This is a genomic window from Agrococcus sp. TF02-05 (assembly GCF_017565345.1).
GTDB classification, from domain to species: Bacteria; Actinomycetota; Actinomycetes; order Actinomycetales; family Microbacteriaceae; genus Agrococcus; species Agrococcus pavilionensis.
Genome location: NZ_JAGEKO010000004.1, coordinates 460,716 through 477,230, shown reverse-complemented (window position 1 = coordinate 477,230; position 16,515 = coordinate 460,716). Strand labels below are relative to the sequence as shown.

Annotated in this window: 15 protein-coding genes; all 15 read left to right on the top strand. The window is 72.3% G+C overall.

The annotated features are described in order from the left end of the window. Window positions 1–3: 3 nt before the first annotated feature. The 15 genes from JQT67_RS06250 (at window position 4) to tuf (ending at window position 16,475) form a co-directional block, all read left to right on the top strand. Window positions 4–4,602, top strand: coding sequence for an FtsK/SpoIIIE domain-containing protein (locus JQT67_RS06250; RefSeq protein WP_208063931.1), 4,599 nt, complete (start codon window positions 4–6; stop codon window positions 4,600–4,602). Window positions 4,603–4,708: 106 nt separating this feature from the next. Beyond that, window positions 4,709–4,996 carry a WXG100 family type VII secretion target gene (locus JQT67_RS06245; RefSeq protein WP_021010926.1) on the top strand — a complete coding sequence of 96 codons (288 nt, stop codon included), beginning with the start codon at window positions 4,709–4,711 and terminating at the stop codon, window positions 4,994–4,996. 161 nt (window positions 4,997–5,157) lie between these two features. Continuing rightward, window positions 5,158–5,466 (top strand): hypothetical protein, encoded by a 309-nt coding sequence (locus JQT67_RS06240; RefSeq protein WP_021010925.1) that lies wholly within the window; start codon window positions 5,158–5,160, stop codon window positions 5,464–5,466. A gap of 23 nt (window positions 5,467–5,489) precedes the next feature. Beyond that, window positions 5,490–6,707, top strand: a complete 1,218-nt coding sequence (locus JQT67_RS06235; protein WP_208063930.1) for a hypothetical protein — start codon at window positions 5,490–5,492, stop codon at window positions 6,705–6,707. Between the two features lie 34 nt (window positions 6,708–6,741). Further along, on the top strand, window positions 6,742–7,353 hold the full coding sequence (locus JQT67_RS06230; protein ID WP_208063929.1) for a hypothetical protein: 612 nt from the start codon (window positions 6,742–6,744) through the stop codon (window positions 7,351–7,353). Beyond that, window positions 7,350–8,138, top strand: coding sequence for a hypothetical protein (locus JQT67_RS06225; protein WP_208063928.1), 789 nt, complete (start codon window positions 7,350–7,352; stop codon window positions 8,136–8,138). The genes JQT67_RS06230 and JQT67_RS06225 overlap by 4 nt, the downstream gene beginning before the upstream one ends. Before the next feature lie 61 nt (window positions 8,139–8,199). Continuing rightward, window positions 8,200–8,823, top strand: coding sequence for a hypothetical protein (locus JQT67_RS06220; RefSeq protein ID WP_021010921.1), 624 nt, complete (start codon window positions 8,200–8,202; stop codon window positions 8,821–8,823). Window positions 8,824–8,920: 97 nt separating this feature from the next. After that, the gene (locus JQT67_RS06215) at window positions 8,921–9,193 is read left to right on the top strand and encodes a hypothetical protein (protein WP_208063927.1); all 273 of its coding nucleotides are present in this window, start codon (window positions 8,921–8,923) and stop codon (window positions 9,191–9,193) included. Then, complete coding sequence (locus JQT67_RS06210; protein WP_208063926.1) at window positions 9,190–10,881, top strand: hypothetical protein; 1,692 nt, start codon at window positions 9,190–9,192, stop codon at window positions 10,879–10,881. The genes JQT67_RS06215 and JQT67_RS06210 overlap by 4 nt, the downstream gene beginning before the upstream one ends. 1 nt (window position 10,882) lies before the next feature. Continuing rightward, window positions 10,883–11,233 carry a hypothetical protein gene (locus JQT67_RS06205; protein WP_208063925.1) on the top strand — a complete coding sequence of 117 codons (351 nt, stop codon included), beginning with the start codon at window positions 10,883–10,885 and terminating at the stop codon, window positions 11,231–11,233. Further along, complete coding sequence (locus tag JQT67_RS06200) at window positions 11,230–11,856, top strand: hypothetical protein (protein WP_208063924.1); 627 nt, start codon at window positions 11,230–11,232, stop codon at window positions 11,854–11,856. The genes JQT67_RS06205 and JQT67_RS06200 overlap by 4 nt, the downstream gene beginning before the upstream one ends. A gap of 236 nt (window positions 11,857–12,092) precedes the next feature. After that, complete coding sequence (gene rpsL, locus JQT67_RS06195; protein ID WP_021010916.1) at window positions 12,093–12,467, top strand: 30S ribosomal protein S12; 375 nt, start codon at window positions 12,093–12,095, stop codon at window positions 12,465–12,467. Further along, complete coding sequence (gene rpsG / locus JQT67_RS06190; RefSeq protein ID WP_021010915.1) at window positions 12,467–12,937, top strand: 30S ribosomal protein S7; 471 nt, start codon at window positions 12,467–12,469, stop codon at window positions 12,935–12,937. Before rpsL ends, rpsG begins: the two co-directional genes overlap by 1 nt. Window positions 12,938–13,020: 83 nt before the next feature. Continuing rightward, on the top strand, window positions 13,021–15,135 hold the full coding sequence (gene fusA, locus JQT67_RS06185) for an elongation factor G (protein ID WP_021010914.1): 2,115 nt from the start codon (window positions 13,021–13,023) through the stop codon (window positions 15,133–15,135). 146 nt (window positions 15,136–15,281) lie between these two features. Further along, window positions 15,282–16,475 (top strand): elongation factor Tu, encoded by a 1,194-nt coding sequence (gene tuf, locus JQT67_RS06180; protein WP_021010913.1) that lies wholly within the window; start codon window positions 15,282–15,284, stop codon window positions 16,473–16,475. The last annotated feature ends 40 nt before the right edge of the window (window positions 16,476–16,515 follow it).

Sequence of the window (16,515 nt, the reverse complement as noted above, 5' to 3'; positions counted from 1 at the left end):
CGCATGAAGGTCAAGCTCACCCTGCACCGCCCGACGACCGAGGCGACCGACGTCGTCATCACGGCCGACTCGACCGCGACCGTCGAGGACGTCGCGCGGCAGATCGCGCTCGCCGACCCCGCGCGCTCGATCCCCTTCGCCGACGGCGACACCCTCTCGCTCGCGGTCGCCCCGCCGACCGAGCAGCAGCTCGTGCAGCTGCAACCCGACGCGCTCATCGCCGAGGCGCCGATCGGCAGCGGCTTCCACACCCAGGTCGTCAACCTCGGCGCCGACGCCCGGCGCCGCGGCGGGCCCGCCGGGAGCGCGCTCGAGGCGATCGCGGTGCTGCGGGTCATCGGCGGCCCGCTCGCGGGCCAGGAGTTCCAGCTCGGCCGCGGCCATGCCTCGATCGGGCGCGACGCGGCGAACGACATCGTGCTCGCCGACCCGCTCGTCTCGAAGCGGCACGCCCGCATCGAGGTCGGCACCCACATCGAGGTCGTCGACCGGGGCTCGGCGAACGGCGTCGTCGTCGACGGCTCTCCTGTCTCGCGCTTGCGCGTCGTGCCGGGCGCGCCGTTCACGCTCGGCGACTCGACGCTCGCCGTCTGGCTCGTGGGCGCCTTCGACGCCTCCGGGCCCGACCCCGTGCTCGAGCGCGGGGGCGCGCTCATGTTCAACCGCTCGCCGCGCGTCGAGGCGCGCTACCCCGGCACCGCCTACAAGGGCCCGCGGCTGCCGAAGGAGATGGTCGAGCGCATCTTCCCGTGGCCGATGCTCGTCACGCCGATCCTGCTCGCGGGCGCGATGTTCGCGATGACGAACAACCCGCGATCGATCCTCATCGCGCTCATGACGCCGCTCATGCTGCTCGGCAACTTCATCAACATGCGCACCCAGAACGGGCAGAAGCGCAAGCTCGAGACGCAGCTGTTCGAGACGCGCTACGAGGAGCTCGAGGAGACGCTCTACCGCGAGAAGCCGATCGAGGAGCGGATCCGCGGCCTCGAGGTGCCGCCCGTCGCGGAGGTCTTCGAGCACGCGATGCGGCTCGGCCCCATGCTCTGGACCCGCAGGCCCGAGCACTGGAACTTCCTCTCGGTGCGGCTCGGCACGTGCCGCGCCGAGTCGCGGAACTCCATCAAGGACGAGGAGTCGCAGGACGGGCTGCCGGAGTACATCGAGCGCGTCGAGCGGCTGCGCGAGCGCTACCGCTACGTCGACGACGTGCCGATCGTCGAGTCGTTCGCGACCGTCGGCTCGATCGGCATCGCGGGCCCGAAGTCGCTCGCGTCGGACGCGCTGCGCGGCATGGCCGTGCAGCTCTACGGCCTGCACGCGCCCAACGAGGTCGTCACGGTCGCGATCTGCGACGCGGAGTGGACGGGCGAGCTCGAGTGGATGAAGTGGCTGCCCCACACGACGAGCGAGACGAGCCCGTTCAAGGAGATGCCGCTCGCCGACTCGGCGACCGCGGGCGCCGCGCTCCTGAGCGCGCTCGAGGAGCTCGTGCTCGGCCGCTCGAAGCAGGCCGCGGCCGACCGCAAGACGCCGTTCGACGAGGACTGGCACCCCATGCGCTACGGCTCCGACGTCGAGCGCGCCGCGAAGGACACCGTCACGAGCGTGCAGACCTCGGTCGTGCTCGTCGTCACGAACGACGCGCCCGTCGACCGGCCGCGGCTCACGCAGATCCTCGAGCGCGGCGCCGCGGTCGGCGTCTACGGCGTCTTCGTCGCGCCCACGGTCGAGTCGCTGCCCGCGGTGTGCCGCAGCTACATCGACGTCTCGGGCGGGCTCGAGGATGCTCGGGTCGGCACCGTGCGCTCGGGCGTCGAGTACGAGGGCGTCAAGGTCGAGGGCGTCTCGAGCGAGTACATGGACATGCTCGCGAAGCGCCTCGCGCCCGTCGTCGACGCGAGCATCGTCATCAACGACTCCTCCGACATCCCCGACAGCGTCATGTTCCTCTCGCTCGTCGGCCCGGAGCTCGCGGAGGACCCGAACGCGGTCATCGACCGCTGGCGGCAGAACAACACGATCCTCGACCGCTCCGGCGAGCCGAAGCCGAGGCTCAAGAAGGCCGGGAACCTCCGCGCGATCATGGGCCAGGGCGCGAGCGACGCGATGACGCTCGACCTGCGCACGCAGGGCCCGCACGCGCTCGTCGGCGGCACGACCGGCGCCGGCAAGTCGGAGTTCCTGCAGGCGTGGGTGCTCGGGATGGCGAGCGCGCACAGCCCCGACCGCGTCACGTTCCTCTTCGTCGACTACAAGGGCGGCTCCGCCTTCGCCGACTGCGTCGACCTGCCGCACTGCGTCGGCCTCGTCACCGACCTCAGTCCCCACCTCGTGCGCCGCGCGCTCACGAGCCTGCGCGCCGAGCTCCACCACCGCGAGCACCTCTTCAACCGCAAGAAGGCGAAGGACCTGCTCGAGCTCGAGAAGCGCCAGGACCCCGAGACGCCGCCCGCGCTCGTGCTCGTGATCGACGAGTTCGCGGCGCTCGCGGGCGAGGTGCCCGAGTTCGTCGACGGCGTCGTCGACATCGCGCAGCGCGGCCGCTCGCTCGGCATCCACCTCATCATGGCGACGCAGCGCCCCGCCGGCGTCATCAAGGACAACCTGCGCGCCAACACCAACCTGCGCGTCGCGCTCCGGATGGCCGACGAGTCCGACTCGAAGGACGTCGTCGACGATCCCATCGCGGCGTCGTTCCCGCCCTCGATCCCCGGCCGAGGCATCGCGAAGACGGGCCCCGGCCGCCTCGTGCCGTTCCAGTCGGCGTACGCGGGCGGCTGGACCCGCCGCGACGAGGTCAAGGTCGCCGACGTCAAGGTCGCCGAGCTCCGCTTCGGCTCCGTGCAGCGCTGGGAGCCCGAGGCGGCGCCCGAGTCGGACTCGCACGACGAGGACCTCGGCCCCAACGACCAGAAGCGCATCGTCGCGACGCTCATCCGGGCGACCGAGCGCGCCGGCATCCCCGCCCCGCGGCGACCGTGGCTCGACGACCTCGAGACGACCGTCGACCTGCGCGACCTCGCGATCGAGGGCGACAGCCGCATCGTGCTCGGCAAGGCCGACATCCCCGAGCGGCAGCGGCAGGACCCCGTCTACTTCCACCCCGACCGCGACGGCTCGCTGCTCGTCTACGGCACCTCCGGCTCGGGCAAGTCGACGCTGCTCAAGACGATCGGCATCGCGGCGGGCATGCGGCCCGAGCTCGGCGGCGCCGAGGTCTACGGGCTCGACTTCGCCTCCGGGGCGCTCAAGTCGATGGAGCAGCTCCCGCACGTGGGCTCGATCATCGCGGGCGACGACGCCGAGCGCGTGCAGCGGCTGCTGCGCTCGCTCGGCCGTGAGCTCGACCGGCGCGGCAAGGCCTTCGCCGAGGCGAGCGCCGCGAGCCTCACCGAGTACCGCGACCTCGTCGACCCGAAGGCGACCCGCATCTTCCTGCTGCTCGACAACTACCCGCAGTTCAAGGCCGATTGGGAGGTGACGAGCGCGCGCTCGCCGTTCTACCAGGTCTTCATGCGCATCCTCGGCGAAGGGCGGCCGCTCGGCATCCACGCGATCGCGACCGCCGACCGCTCGGGCGCCGTGCCGACCGCGGTGAGCTCGAACATCTCGCGCCGCGTCGTGCTGCGGCTCTCGGACGAGTCGGGCTACACGCTCGTCGGCGCGCCGAAGGACGTGCTCGACGACCAGTCGGCGCCCGGCCGCGCGATCATCGACGGCCTCGAGATGCAGGTCGCGACCCTCGGCGGCACGCCGAACGTCGCCGAGCAGACGAAGCTCATGGGCCAGCTCGCCGACGCGCTGCGCGCGCAGGGCGTGCGCGACGTCGAGGAGATCGGCGCGCTGCCGACGCGGCTCGAGCTCGGGCAGCTCCCCGCGCGGGTCGACGACTTCCCGGTGCTCGGCGTCGCCGAGGACACGCTCGCCGCGCGCGACTTCGACCCCATCGGCACCTTCGTCGTCGCGGGCCCGCCGGGCTCGGGCAAGACCAACGCGATGAAGGCGCTCGTCATCGCGATGGAGCGGTTCGACCCCGAGGTCAAGCTCTTCCACTTCGCGGGCCGCCGCTCGGTGCTCGCGGGCTTCCGCCCGTGGGTGCGCAGCGCGACGCGACCCGACGACGCGAAGGCGCTCGCGACCGAGCTCGCCGAGATCGTCGCCGACGAGTCGATCCCCGGCCGCATCATGATCGTGATGGAGAACGTGCCGCAGTTCGCCGACTCCGACGCGGAGCGCGCGCTTAAGGGCCTCTTCCAGGCGATCAACCGCAGCGACCACCTGCTCATCGGCGACGCCGACGTCACGCAGGTCACCGGCGGCTTCGGCTTCATCGGCGACTTCAAGGCGGGCCGCAAGGGCATCGTCCTCAAGCCGGATGCGTACGACGGCGACGCGGTCTTCAAGGTGCCGTTCCCGAAGGTCAAGCGCGCCGACTTCCCCGAGGGGCGCGGCATCTTCGTGCAGCAGGGGCGCGCGGTCACGGTGCAGCTGCCGCTCGTGCCCGACGACGCGGCCCGGCCCCCGGCGCCCGTCGGGGCGGATGCGTCGTCGGCGCCGGCCGCGGAGCCCGAGGCCGCGTCGGTGGGCGCGGAGGGCTGAGGCCATGGGGACTCCTCCCCATTGAGTCCCCAGGCTCGCTTTCGTACCTTGGCTCCAGGGCGGCCCGCAGCGGGCCCGCGAACCAGACCTCGAGAGGATCAGATCCATGAGCGATTTCGGCGCATCGTATGCAGAGATGGAGTCCGTGGCGGGCAAGCTCGACACGGGCAAGGAGGACATCTCGGGTGTCCTGAAGGACCTGAAGAGCCAGGTCGACACCCTGCTGGGTGAGGACTTCAAGACGCAGCACGCGTCGGGCAAGTTCGGCGAGGGCTACGAGGAGCTCACGTCGGGTCTCGAGAAGGCGATCGAGGGCATCTCCGAGATGGGCGAGGCGCTGCGGGGCATGATGCAGGCGATCCAGTCGCTCGACGAGCAGCTCGCCGGCAGCTGAACCACCGATCGAGAGGGGCCGGCCGCGAGGCCGGCCCCTCTCGGCGTCCGCGGACGCGAGCCGAGCGGGCGGTGGGGAGTCCTCCCCATCGTCCGCGACGCATCCGCCGCCTACGTTGAGGAGCAGGAGCGGCGCCGCCGCCGAGGGACTCGGGGAGAGACATGGACGACGTGCTCATCACGTTCGACGAGCTGCTCGCGCTGCGGCAGCAGCTCGACGGGATCATCGTCGAGCTCGAGAGCGCGGGCGACCGGTCGAACGAGCTCGAGGCGGCCATCGGCACGCCCTACGGACGCTGGGAGCTGCGCTCGGGCGCGGGCGACTTCGAGCGCCGCTGGAACGACAAGCGCGTCGACCTCGCGCGCGACATGACGAAGGTGCGCGACCACGTGCAGGGCGTGCTCGAGGGCTTCGCGGAGTTCGACGAGGAGGCCTCGCTCAAGCTCGAGGCCGCCTCCGCCGAGGGCTGACCCAGGACGACGAGGAGACGACGATGCACACGGGAGCGCAGTCGCCGAAGGGCCGCTGGATCGAGTACGTGGAGGGCGACCCCGAGGGGATCGTCGCGCGCGGCCGGTCGATCGAATCGCTCGGGCGGGTCATGCAGGCGAGCGCGACGACGCTCGAGCAGGTCAAGGACGGCGCCGACGGGCAGAAGGGCCTCGCGGTCGAGAAGCTGCGCGAGGTCGTCGGCGACTCGCACGGGCTGCTGCGGCAAGCGGGAGAGCTCTACGAGCCGACCGGCCCGGTGCTCGTCGCCTACGGCGAGGCGCTCGCCGACGTGCAGCCGAAGATCAAGGCGCACGCCGACAGGTGCGCCGAGCTGTGGGCGGCGTTCGCCGCGCTCCCCGGCTCGGTCGAGCCGCGCGGCACGGGCGGCTGGTTCCAGCCCGAGCCCGACAGCCCCGAGGCCGAGCAGCAGGCGGAGGAGGATGCCGCGAAGCTCGCGGCCTACCGCGCGTGGGAGGACGAGGCCGGCTACTGGGACGCCGACTACGACACGTGGGAGGAGGCCTTCGAGACGGCCGCGAACGACATCGGCGACGTGCTCGAGGGCAAGGTGAAGGACGGCTTCTGGGACAACGTCGACGGCTTCGTCGCGGGAATGCAGAAGGCCCTCAGCTGGGCGGGCCTCGCCGTCGGCATCCTCGCGATCATCTTCGGCGGCCCGATCCTCGCGCTCATCGGCGGCATCATCGGCCTCGTCGCCCTCGGGCTGACGATCTACCAGAAGATCCGCGGGGACGCCGGGTGGCTGCAGCTCGGACTCGCGATCGCCGGCGTGCTGCCGTGGGGGAAGCTCGGCAAGATCGCGGGCGGCAAGTTCAGCTTCGCCGACGACATGTTCGGCGGCGTGCTCGGCGCGACCGCCTGGCGCAACGCCGGCTCGCAGGCGAGGGAGCTCGGCTTCGCCTACCTCTTCCACGGCCGCGGCGCGACCGGCGCGCTCGGGAGCCTGCGCCAGCTCGCGACCGGCGACAACCCCAACGGCTTCGGCGACGTGTTCCTGCGCCTGCTGACGGGGAAGGACGTCGCGGCCTACGAGAAGCTCGGCGACGTGACGACCGGGGTGCTGCCCGCGCTCGCCACCGCATCCGACCTCCTGCACGGCCTCTTCGCCGTGCCGCTCAAGTACGACGGCTGGATCTCGATGTTCACGGGGCATGAGACGATCAAGAAGAAGGTGCCCGTGCTGGACGTCGTCTGGTGAGCGGGCCGCGCTCGGGCGACGAGGGGTGTGATCGGTGACGGCCACGTGGCGGATCTCCGCGAGCTCGGCCGCCCCCGGCTGGCTCGGCATGCCGCCGCTCGGCGGCGATGACGCGGCGTGGGTCGCCGAGAGCACGACCGCCCTCCGCGCCGCGTTCGGCGAGCGCTGGAACGACGAGCTCGACCGCGCCGTGCCCGCGCTGCTGCAGGCGGGGCTCGACCGGCGCGAGGCCGACGACCTGCTCTCGTGGCAGCTGTGGCCCCTCGCGCTGCCGCTCTTCTCGATCGTCCGGGCGCGCGTCGTCGGCAGCGCGGCACTGCCCGACTTCCATGCCGCCGGGGCGGCCGTGCAGCCCATCGAGAGCGCGAGCCTCGGGCCCGGCGTGCAGGTGACCGCGCGCGTGCGGCTCGAGGAGGCCGACGCCTCCGCGGCGCTCGCCGTGCTCGCCTTCGACGACGGCGAGCACGCCCTCGCGCTCTCGATCGACCCGACGGTCGCCGAGGTCGTCGACCTCTCGGCGCCCGCGCTCCTCGACCTCGCCGGCCGCATCGACCTCGAGCGCCCCGACGGCTCGGCGTTCCGCGCCGCGCCGCCCGCGGGCCTCGTCGTCGACGAGCCCGGCTGGAGCCTGGGGGGCGCCGCGTGAGCCTCCGCCACGAGAGCGCCCTCGCGTGGGCCGACGACCTCTCGGCCGCGGCCGAGCCGCGGCTCGGCATCCTCGAGGCCTACGCGCTGCAGCGGCACCCGGCCGCGCTCGAGCACATGGGCGACGACGGTGCCGGGCTCGCGCGCGTCGCGGGCGCGAAGGGCAGCGGCATGGCGGGCCTGTGGCTGCTGCTGCCGCTCCTGCTCGCGGTCGTCGCGCCCGTCATCGGCTTCGCGGCGCTGCTCGGCGACCCGCTCGGCTACCACCGCCTCGACGGCGACGCCTCGGTGCCGATCGCGGGCTTGTGCTTCGCCGTCGCCGCGATCGTGCAGGTCGTCGCCGCCGTGCGGTGGCTGCGCGGGCCGCGCCCGCGCGATCGGCAGCTGCTGCTGCTCGGCCTCGGCACCGCGGTCTTCGCCGCGCTCAGCTGGTGGGTCATGGGCTCGGCCGCCTCGCTCGCGTCCGTCGCTGGCGCCGGCGGCTGGCGCGCCGCCGTGCTCGTCGCCGGCGCGCTCGGCCTCGTGCTCGCCGCGCTCGTGCTCGCGCTCGGTCGCGGCGACGCGACCGCCGCTGCTCCGCACGGCGCTCCCGCCGACCGCGACGCGCTCGCGGCTGCGCTCGCGGCCGTGCCCGACGACGAGCTGCGGCGCATCCGCGACGATCGCGACGCCGCGATCGCGCTGCTCGCCGAGCGCGGCCGGCTCGCGCCCGAGATCGCCGACCGCGCCCGGCGGGCAGAGCTCGGGACGCTGCACCGCATCGACGCCGAGCTGCGCGCGCAGTGACCGCGCGATCAGGGGCTCCGCGCGCGGGCCGGCACGACGCATCCACGACCGAGGAGGACGCATGAGCGAGCAGCCCGACCTGCGCGCGGAGCTCGGAGCCGCGCCCGACCCCGAGTTCGAGCTCGAGCTGCCGCCCGGCTGGGCGAGGCACGCGCCCGACCGCGCGACGCAGGACGCGATGGCGGCGGGCATCCGGGAGCGCATGCTGCGCGCCCACCGGCCCGACCTCTACGCCCAGGCGCAGCGCATGCTGCAGGACTCGTTCGAGGCCATGCAGCGCGGCGACGTCGTCGCGTTCTTCACGCCGACCGAGGAGGGCGATGACACGCTGTGGCTCTCGTCGTCGATCCTCGCCTCCATCCGCCGCGCCCAACCGGACGTGACGCTCGACGAGGTCGTGCGCCACGCGATCCTCGAGTACGACGCCGCGCCGCTCGACGAGTCGAAGCGCATCGTGCGCTTCGAGCGCGACCGGCTCGAGACCGTGCAGGGGGAGTCGCTGCGGGTGCTCACGGTCGTCTACCTCACGCCCGTGCCCGGCACGCAGCGACGGCGCGCGCTGCAGCTGACCGCGACCATCAACCGGCCGGTCGACATGGATGTCGAGGATCCGCTCGTCGACGGCCAGCGACTCCTGCTCGACGCGTGCGTCTCGACGCTGCGCTGGCGGCGCCCGCGAGCCTGACCTCCGTGCCCGGCGCCGCGACCGCTGTCCATGGGCACTCCTGCCCATTCACTGCCGCGGCGGGGGATGCGTAGCGTCGGCTCCACGAGGAGGCGCAGTGGCCGACATCCGCATCACCTACGGCGACCTGGACGCCGCGGTCGCCGAGCTCGGCTTCGTCGCGCGCCAGCTCGGGGGCTCCGACCGCTCGAGCGCCGCGGCCGCGGACGCCGTCGGGCACGACGGGCTCGCCTCGAGCGTGCTCGCGTTCGCCGACACGTGGGACGACAACCGCGAGCGGTACCGCGAGGCGGCCGACGCGCTCGCCGAGCGCATCGCGGGCATCGCGACCGGCTTCCGCGAGGTCGACCGGCAGCTGGCGGCGGGATGACCCTCGAGCAGCTCAGCGGGGAGTGGCAGGCGGTCGAGGGGCACGGCGACGCCTACCTCCGCACCGCCGCGGCGATCGAGCAGGCGATCGAGCACCTGCTCGCCATCCGCGACGAGGACGCGACCGTCGCCCGGGCGTTCGACCGCGTGCGCGAGGACGCGGCGGAGGTGTCGGGCCAGCTCGGCTCGGCGACCTCCCGCTACCGCGTCACGGGGCAGGCGCTCGTCGACTACGCCGAGGAGCTGCGCGCGGCGCAGCAGGGCGCCGACGCGGCGATCGACGAGTGGCGGATCGCCGAAGCGGCGAGGGCGGAGGCGCTCGCGGAGCGCGACCGGCTCGCGGCGCTCGCGAGCGGTGCCGACGCGGCAGCCGCGCTCGAGCGCGCCGCGGCCGAGCAGCAGTCGCTCGCCGAGCTGCACGATCGCCGCCGCGCCGAGGCGGAGGCCGACTGGCGCGCCGCGGCCGAGCGCAAGCGGCGGGCGGCCGAGGAGGCCTCGGCGCGCATCCGCGCAGAGATCGAGCACTCGGCGATCGGCGACTCGTGGTGGGACGACGTGCGCGGCACCGTCTCCAGCCTCCTCGACGCGATCCGCGACGCTGTCGTCGACGCCCTCGCGTGGCTCGGCGCGGCGGTGCTCGCGGCGATCGGGGCGCTCGTCGCCGCGGCGCTCGCGATCGCGCTCGCGGCGACGGGCCTCGTCGGCGCGCTGCTCGCCGGCGTCGCGCTCGCGCTCGTCGCGACGTGGGTCGCGAACGGCGGCGCCGCCGCCTTCGTCGGCACGCTCGCGCGCACCGGCTCGATCGATGCGGCGCTCGTGAGCGGCACGATCGCGTGGCTCCACGGCACGCTGCCCGGCGTCGTCGACTGGCTCATCGCCGGCGACGCGGGCGCTCCCGTGCTGCTGTGGAGCGGCGCGCTCGAGCCGCGCACCGGGACCGCGGGCAGCGCCGGCGACCTGCTCGCGCGGCTGCAGGCCGACAACCGCGCGGTCGACGCGCACGCGGGCGCGCCGGACGACGCGGCCCTGCCCGACCCCGACGCATCCACGATGGTGACCGTGACGGCGGTGACGGGCGCCGACGGCTCGACGGCCTACCGCGTGAGCATCCCGAGCACGCAGGCGTGGCGGCCCGGCTCGTCGTCGATCGACGACGTGCACTCCGACGTCGCCGCGAAGCTCGGCACCGCGCCCACGCAGCTCGAGCAGGCCGTCGCGCTCGCGATGGCCGAAGCGGGCGTGCCGCCCGGCTCGAGCGTGCTGCTCTCGGGATGGAGCCTCGGCGGCATCACCGCCGCGAACCTCGCCGCCGACCCCGCCTTCACCGCCCTGTACGACGTCGACGCCGTCATCGTTGCCGGCGCCCCGATCGACGACGCGCCCATCCCGACGCACATCCCGGTGCTCTCGATCGAGCACGCGGGCGGCGGACTGCCCGACCCCGTGCCGCTCGCCGAGGCGCCCGGCAAGCTCGACCTGAGCGGCGACCCGAACCGGCTGAGCGTGCGCGTGCCGCCGCCGCCCGGCGCCGGGCTCGTGCCCCACGAGGGCCTCGCCTACCAGGTGACGATGCAGCGACAGGGCGATGCGCCCGGGCCGGCCGCCACCTGGATGGCGCTCCACGACCTCGACCGCTTCTTCGTCGGCGTCGAGCGGGCCCACGCGTCGATCTTCGAGCGGGGCCGGTGACGTGGGCGCGACGGGGAGGGAGCCCGAGCTCGAGCGGCTGCTCGAGTCGATCGAGGGCGTCGCCGCGGCGCGCGCCGCGGTCGCGGTCGACGGGCTGCCCGGCAGCCGGTCGGTGCGGGTCTCGCTGCTCGTCGACGACGAGGGGGCGGATGCGGCGGGCCGCGTCGTGCGCGCGGCGGTCGACGCGCTGCGCGCGACGATGCCCGGCGTGCCCGCGAGCCTGGCGCTCGAGCGGCTCGACGGCGGCGTCCGGCATCCGTTCGACGCGCGCGCCGCGCTCGGCACGGCCTCGGTCGAGGGAGCGGTCGCGGCGGGCGGCGAGATCCTGCTGCTCGCGGGGAGCGGCTCGTGAGGCTCGCGCTGCGGCTGCCGGGGGAGTGGGTGCGGCTGCCGGTCGGCGAGGCGGGCGCGCGCGAGCGCATCCGCGAGCTCGCGGCCCGACTGCTCGGGGCCGGCGACGAGCGGGCGCCGCTCCGCATCGCCCTGCGGCAGCGGCTCGAGGCGGCGCTCGAGCGCTCCGAAGCCGCGGGCGCGGCCGAGGTGCACGTGGGGATCGCCCTCGAGGCCGACGTGCCCCTGCCCGCCGTCGCATACGTCTACCGCGGGGTGCCGGTGCCGACCGCCGCCTCCACCGAGCCCGACGCGGTGATGGCGGCGCTCGTGCCGCTCGTGCTGCGCGCCGCGCACGAGGGCGCGGGCGGCACCGCGGCGCCCGGCCCCGACGACCGGGTGCTCGACGCGGGTCGCTCGCGCATCCTGCGCCGACCGGGCGTGCGCGACGTGCCGCACGGGGAGGGCGCCGCGCCCGCGCTCGCGGTCGACTACTGGGTGACGGTGCCCGGCGAGCGCCGCGCCGCGCTCCTGCACGTCGACGTGCCGCTCATCGCGCCCGCCGCGCTGCTGCTCGCGCTGTGCGACGCGATCGCGACCGCCGCCCGATTCGAGGCTCCGGATCGAGTCGCGGCCGACGCTTGACCGTGCATGGGCGGTGGCCCTACCATTGACCGGGTGTGCGCACACGCGCGCCCTGCGTCATGCGCGGGGAGCGGGCGGGCAGCACTCGGGCAGCGGACACCGGTCCGCGAGCCCCCACGGCATATCCACCACCTGAGAAGAGCGCGCGAGAGCGCGTGCGGTGGATCACCGATGGAGCCGGCCGAGCCGGCGAACCACATCGAAATCGCTGTCACCGTGCAGCAGGAAGAAGCAACGTGCCCACCATCCAGCAGCTGGTCCGCAAGGGCCGGTCGCCGAAGGTCTCGAAGACCAAGGCGCCGGCGCTCAAGGCGAACCCCCAGCAGCGCGGCGTCTGCACCCGCGTCTACACCACCACTCCCAAGAAGCCGAACTCGGCGCTCCGCAAGGTCGCGCGCGTGAAGCTCTCGAACGGCACCGAGGTCACCGCCTACATCCCCGGTGAGGGCCACAACCTCCAGGAGCACTCGATGGTGCTCGTGCGCGGCGGTCGAGTGAAGGACCTCCCCGGCGTGCGCTACAAGATCGTGCGCGGCGCGCTCGACACCCAGGCCGTGAAGAACCGCAAGCAGGCTCGCAGCCGCTACGGCGCGAAGATGGAGAAGAAGTAATGCCTCGCAAGGGTCCCGCTCCCAAGCGCCCGGTCGTTGCTGACCCCGTCTACGGCGCACCGATCGTCTCGCAGCTCGTCAACAAGATCCTCCTCGACGGCAAGAAGGGCCTCGCCGAGCGCATCGTCTACGGCGCGCTCGCCGGCGTCGGCACCAAGTCGGGCCAGGACGCCGTGACCGTGCTCAAGAAGGCGCTCGACAACATCCGCCCCACCCTCGAGGTGAAGTCGCGCCGCGTCGGCGGCTCGACCTACCAGGTGCCCGTCGAGGTCAAGCCGCACCGCGCGAACACGCTCGCGCTGCGCTGGCTCGTCTCGTACGCCAAGGCGCGTCGCGAGAAGACGATGACCGAGCGCCTCATGAACGAGATCCTCGACGCCTCGAACGGCCTCGGCGCCGCCGTGAAGCGTCGCGAGGACACGCACAAGATGGCCGAGTCGAACAAGGCCTTCGCGCACTACCGCTGGTAATCCAGCACTGGTGAGGGCGGAGCCCACCGGCGCCGCCCTCACCTCACCAACTCACCCGCTCCATCCACCATCGGAGGAACCCTGTGGCACAGGACGTGCTCACCGACCTGAACAAGGTCCGCAACATCGGCATCATGGCCCACATCGATGCCGGCAAGACCACCACGACCGAGCGCATCCTGTTCTACACGGGCGTCAACCACAAGATGGGCGAGACGCACGACGGCGGAGCGACCACCGACTGGATGGAGCAGGAGCAGGAGCGCGGCATCACGATCACGTCGGCCGCCGTGACCTGCTTCTGGGACAAGAACCAGATCAACATCATCGACACCCCCGGTCACGTCGACTTCACGGTCGAGGTCGAGCGCTCGCTCCGCGTGCTCGACGGCGCGGTCGCCGTCTTCGACGGCAAGGAGGGCGTCGAGCCCCAGTCCGAGACGGTGTGGCGCCAGGCCGACAAGTACGACGTGCCGCGCATCTGCTTCGTCAACAAGATGGACAAGCTCGGTGCCGACTTCTACTTCACGGTCGACACGATCGTGAACCGCCTCGGCGCGCGCCCGCTCGTCATCCAGCTGCCGATCGGCGCGGAGAGCAGCTTCGAGGGCATCGTCGACCTGGTCGAGATGAACGCGAAGACCTGGCGCGGCGACGCCAAGGGTGACGTGAAGATGGGCGCCGAGTACGCCGTCGAGGAGATCCCGGCCGACCTCAAGGAGAAGGCCGAGGAGTACCGCGCAGCCCTCATCGAGACGATCGCCGAGAGCGACGACGCGCTCATGGAGAAGTTCTTCGAGGGCGAGGAGATCTCGGTCGCCGAGATCAAGGCCGCCATCCGCAAGATGACGATCAACTCCGAGCTCTACCCCGTGCTGTGCGGCTCGGCGTTCAAGAACCGCGGCGTGCAGCCGATGCTCGACGCGGTCGTCGACTACCTCCCCTCGCCCGTCGACGTGCCGGCCATCCCCGGCCGCGACGTGCGCGACGAGGAGGTCGTCATCGAGCGCCACGCCGACCGCGACGAGCCGTTCGCCGCGCTCGCGTTCAAGGTCGCCGTGCACCCGTTCTTCGGCCGCCTCACCTACGTGCGCGTCTACTCGGGCCACGTGGAGTCGGGCGCCGCGGTCGCGAACTCCACGAAGGGCAAGAAGGAGCGCATCGGGAAGATCTTCCAGATGCACGCCAACAAGGAGAACCCGGTCGACTCGATGACCGCGGGCCACATCTACGCGGTGATCGGCCTCAAGGACACGACGACCGGCGACACGCTGAGCGACCCGTCGAACCAGGTCGTGCTCGAGTCGATGACGTTCCCCGCGCCCGTGATCGAGGTCGCGATCGAGCCGAAGACGAAGGCCGACCAGGAGAAGCTCTCCACGGCCATCCAGAAGCTCGCCGAGGAGGACCCGACCTTCCGCACCGAGAACAACCCTGAGACGGGCCAGACCGTCATCAAGGGCATGGGCGAGCTGCACCTCGACATCCTCGTCGACCGCATGAAGCGCGAGTTCAAGGTCGAGGCCAACGTGGGCAAGCCCCAGGTGGCCTACCGCGAGACGATCAAGGGCACGGTCGACAAGTACGACTACACCCACAAGAAGCAGACGGGTGGCTCCGGCCAGTTCGCCAAGGTGCAGATCAAGCTCGAGCCGCTCGAGATCACCGCGGAGCAGACGTACGAGTTCGTGAACGCCGTCACCGGCGGTCGCGTGCCCCGCGAGTACATCCCCTCGGTCGACGCGGGCATGCAGGACGCGATGCAGGTCGGCGTGCTCGCCGGCTTCCCGACGGTCGGCGTGAAGGCGACGCTGCTCGACGGCGCCGCGCACGACGTCGACTCGTCGGAGATGGCGTTCAAGATCGCCGGCTCGATGGCGTACAAGGAGGCCGCGCGCAAGGCGCAGCCGGTGCTCCTCGAGCCGCTCATGGCGGTCGAGGTGCGCACGCCCGAGGAGTACATGGGCGACGTCATCGGCGACCTGAACTCGCGTCGCGGGCAGATCCAGTCGATGGAGGACGCCCAGGGCGTGAAGGTCGTCAAGGCCCTCGTGCCGCTGTCGGAGATGTTCGGCTACGTCGGCGACCTGCGGTCGAAGACGTCCGGCCGTGCCGTCTACTCGATGGAGTTCTCGACCTACGCCGAGGTGCCGAAGGCCGTCTCGGACGAGATCGTCCAGAAGAGCAAGGGAGAGTGAGTGCCCGGGGCGGCGAGCGCCGCCCCGGCCCCACCGACCTGCCGCGGTTTCTCTGAGCCCGCGGCGCAAGTACCATAGTTCAACACCACCGAACGCTCTGCCGCGAAGCGGCGGTGCACTCATGAGAACAGTCCTAGGAGGACATAGTGGCTAAGGCCAAGTTCGAGCGGACCAAGCCGCACGTCAACATCGGAACGATCGGTCACGTCGACCACGGCAAGACGACGCTGTCGGCTGCGATCTCCAAGGTCCTGGCGGACAAGTACCCGTCGGCGACCAACGTGCAGCGCGACTTCGCCTCGATCGACTCGGCTCCCGAGGAGCGCCAGCGCGGCATCACGATCAACATCTCGCACATCGAGTACGAGACGCCGAAGCGCCACTACGCGCACGTCGACGCGCCGGGTCACGCCGACTACATCAAGAACATGATCACGGGTGCGGCGCAGATGGACGGCGCGATCCTCGTGGTCGCCGCCACCGACGGCCCGATGGCGCAGACCCGCGAGCACGTGCTGCTCGCGAAGCAGGTCGGCGTGCCGTACCTGATGGTCGCGCTCAACAAGTCGGACATGGTCGACGACGAGGAGATCCTCGAGCTCGTCGAGCTCGAGGTCCGCGAGCTGCTCTCGAGCCAGGACTTCGACGGCGACAACGCGCCCGTCATCCGCGTCTCGGCGCTCAAGGCGCTCGAGGGCGAGGAGAAGTGGACGCAGGCGATCCTCGACCTCATGCAGGCCGCGGACGACAACATCCCCGACCCCGTGCGTGACCGCGACAAGCCGTTCCTCATGCCGATCGAGGACGTCTTCACCATCACCGGCCGTGGCACGGTCGTGACGGGTCGCGCCGAGCGCGGCACGCTCGCGATCAACTCCGAGGTCGAGATCGTCGGCATCCGCCCGACGCAGAAGACCACGGTCACGGGCATCGAGATGTTCCACAAGCAGCTCGACGAGGCATGGGCCGGCGAGAACTGCGGTCTCCTGCTCCGCGGCACCAAGCGCGAGGACGTCGAGCGCGGCCAGGTCGTCGTGAAGCCGGGCTCGGTCACGCCGCACACGAACTTCGAGGGCACGGCGTACATCCTCGCCAAGGACGAGGGCGGCCGCCACAACCCGTTCTTCACGAACTACCGCCCGCAGTTCTACTTCCGCACCACCGACGTCACGGGCGTCATCTCGCTGCCCGAGGGCACCGAGATGGTCATGCCCGGTGACACCACCGACATGACGGTCGAGCTCATCCAGCCGATCGCCATGGAGGAGGGCCTCGGCTTCGCGATCCGCGAGGGCGGCCGCACGGTCGGCGCCGGCACGGTGACGAAGATCATCAAGTAGTCTCCGGACGGCCCAACGGGGGCTCCTGCATTCGCAGGGG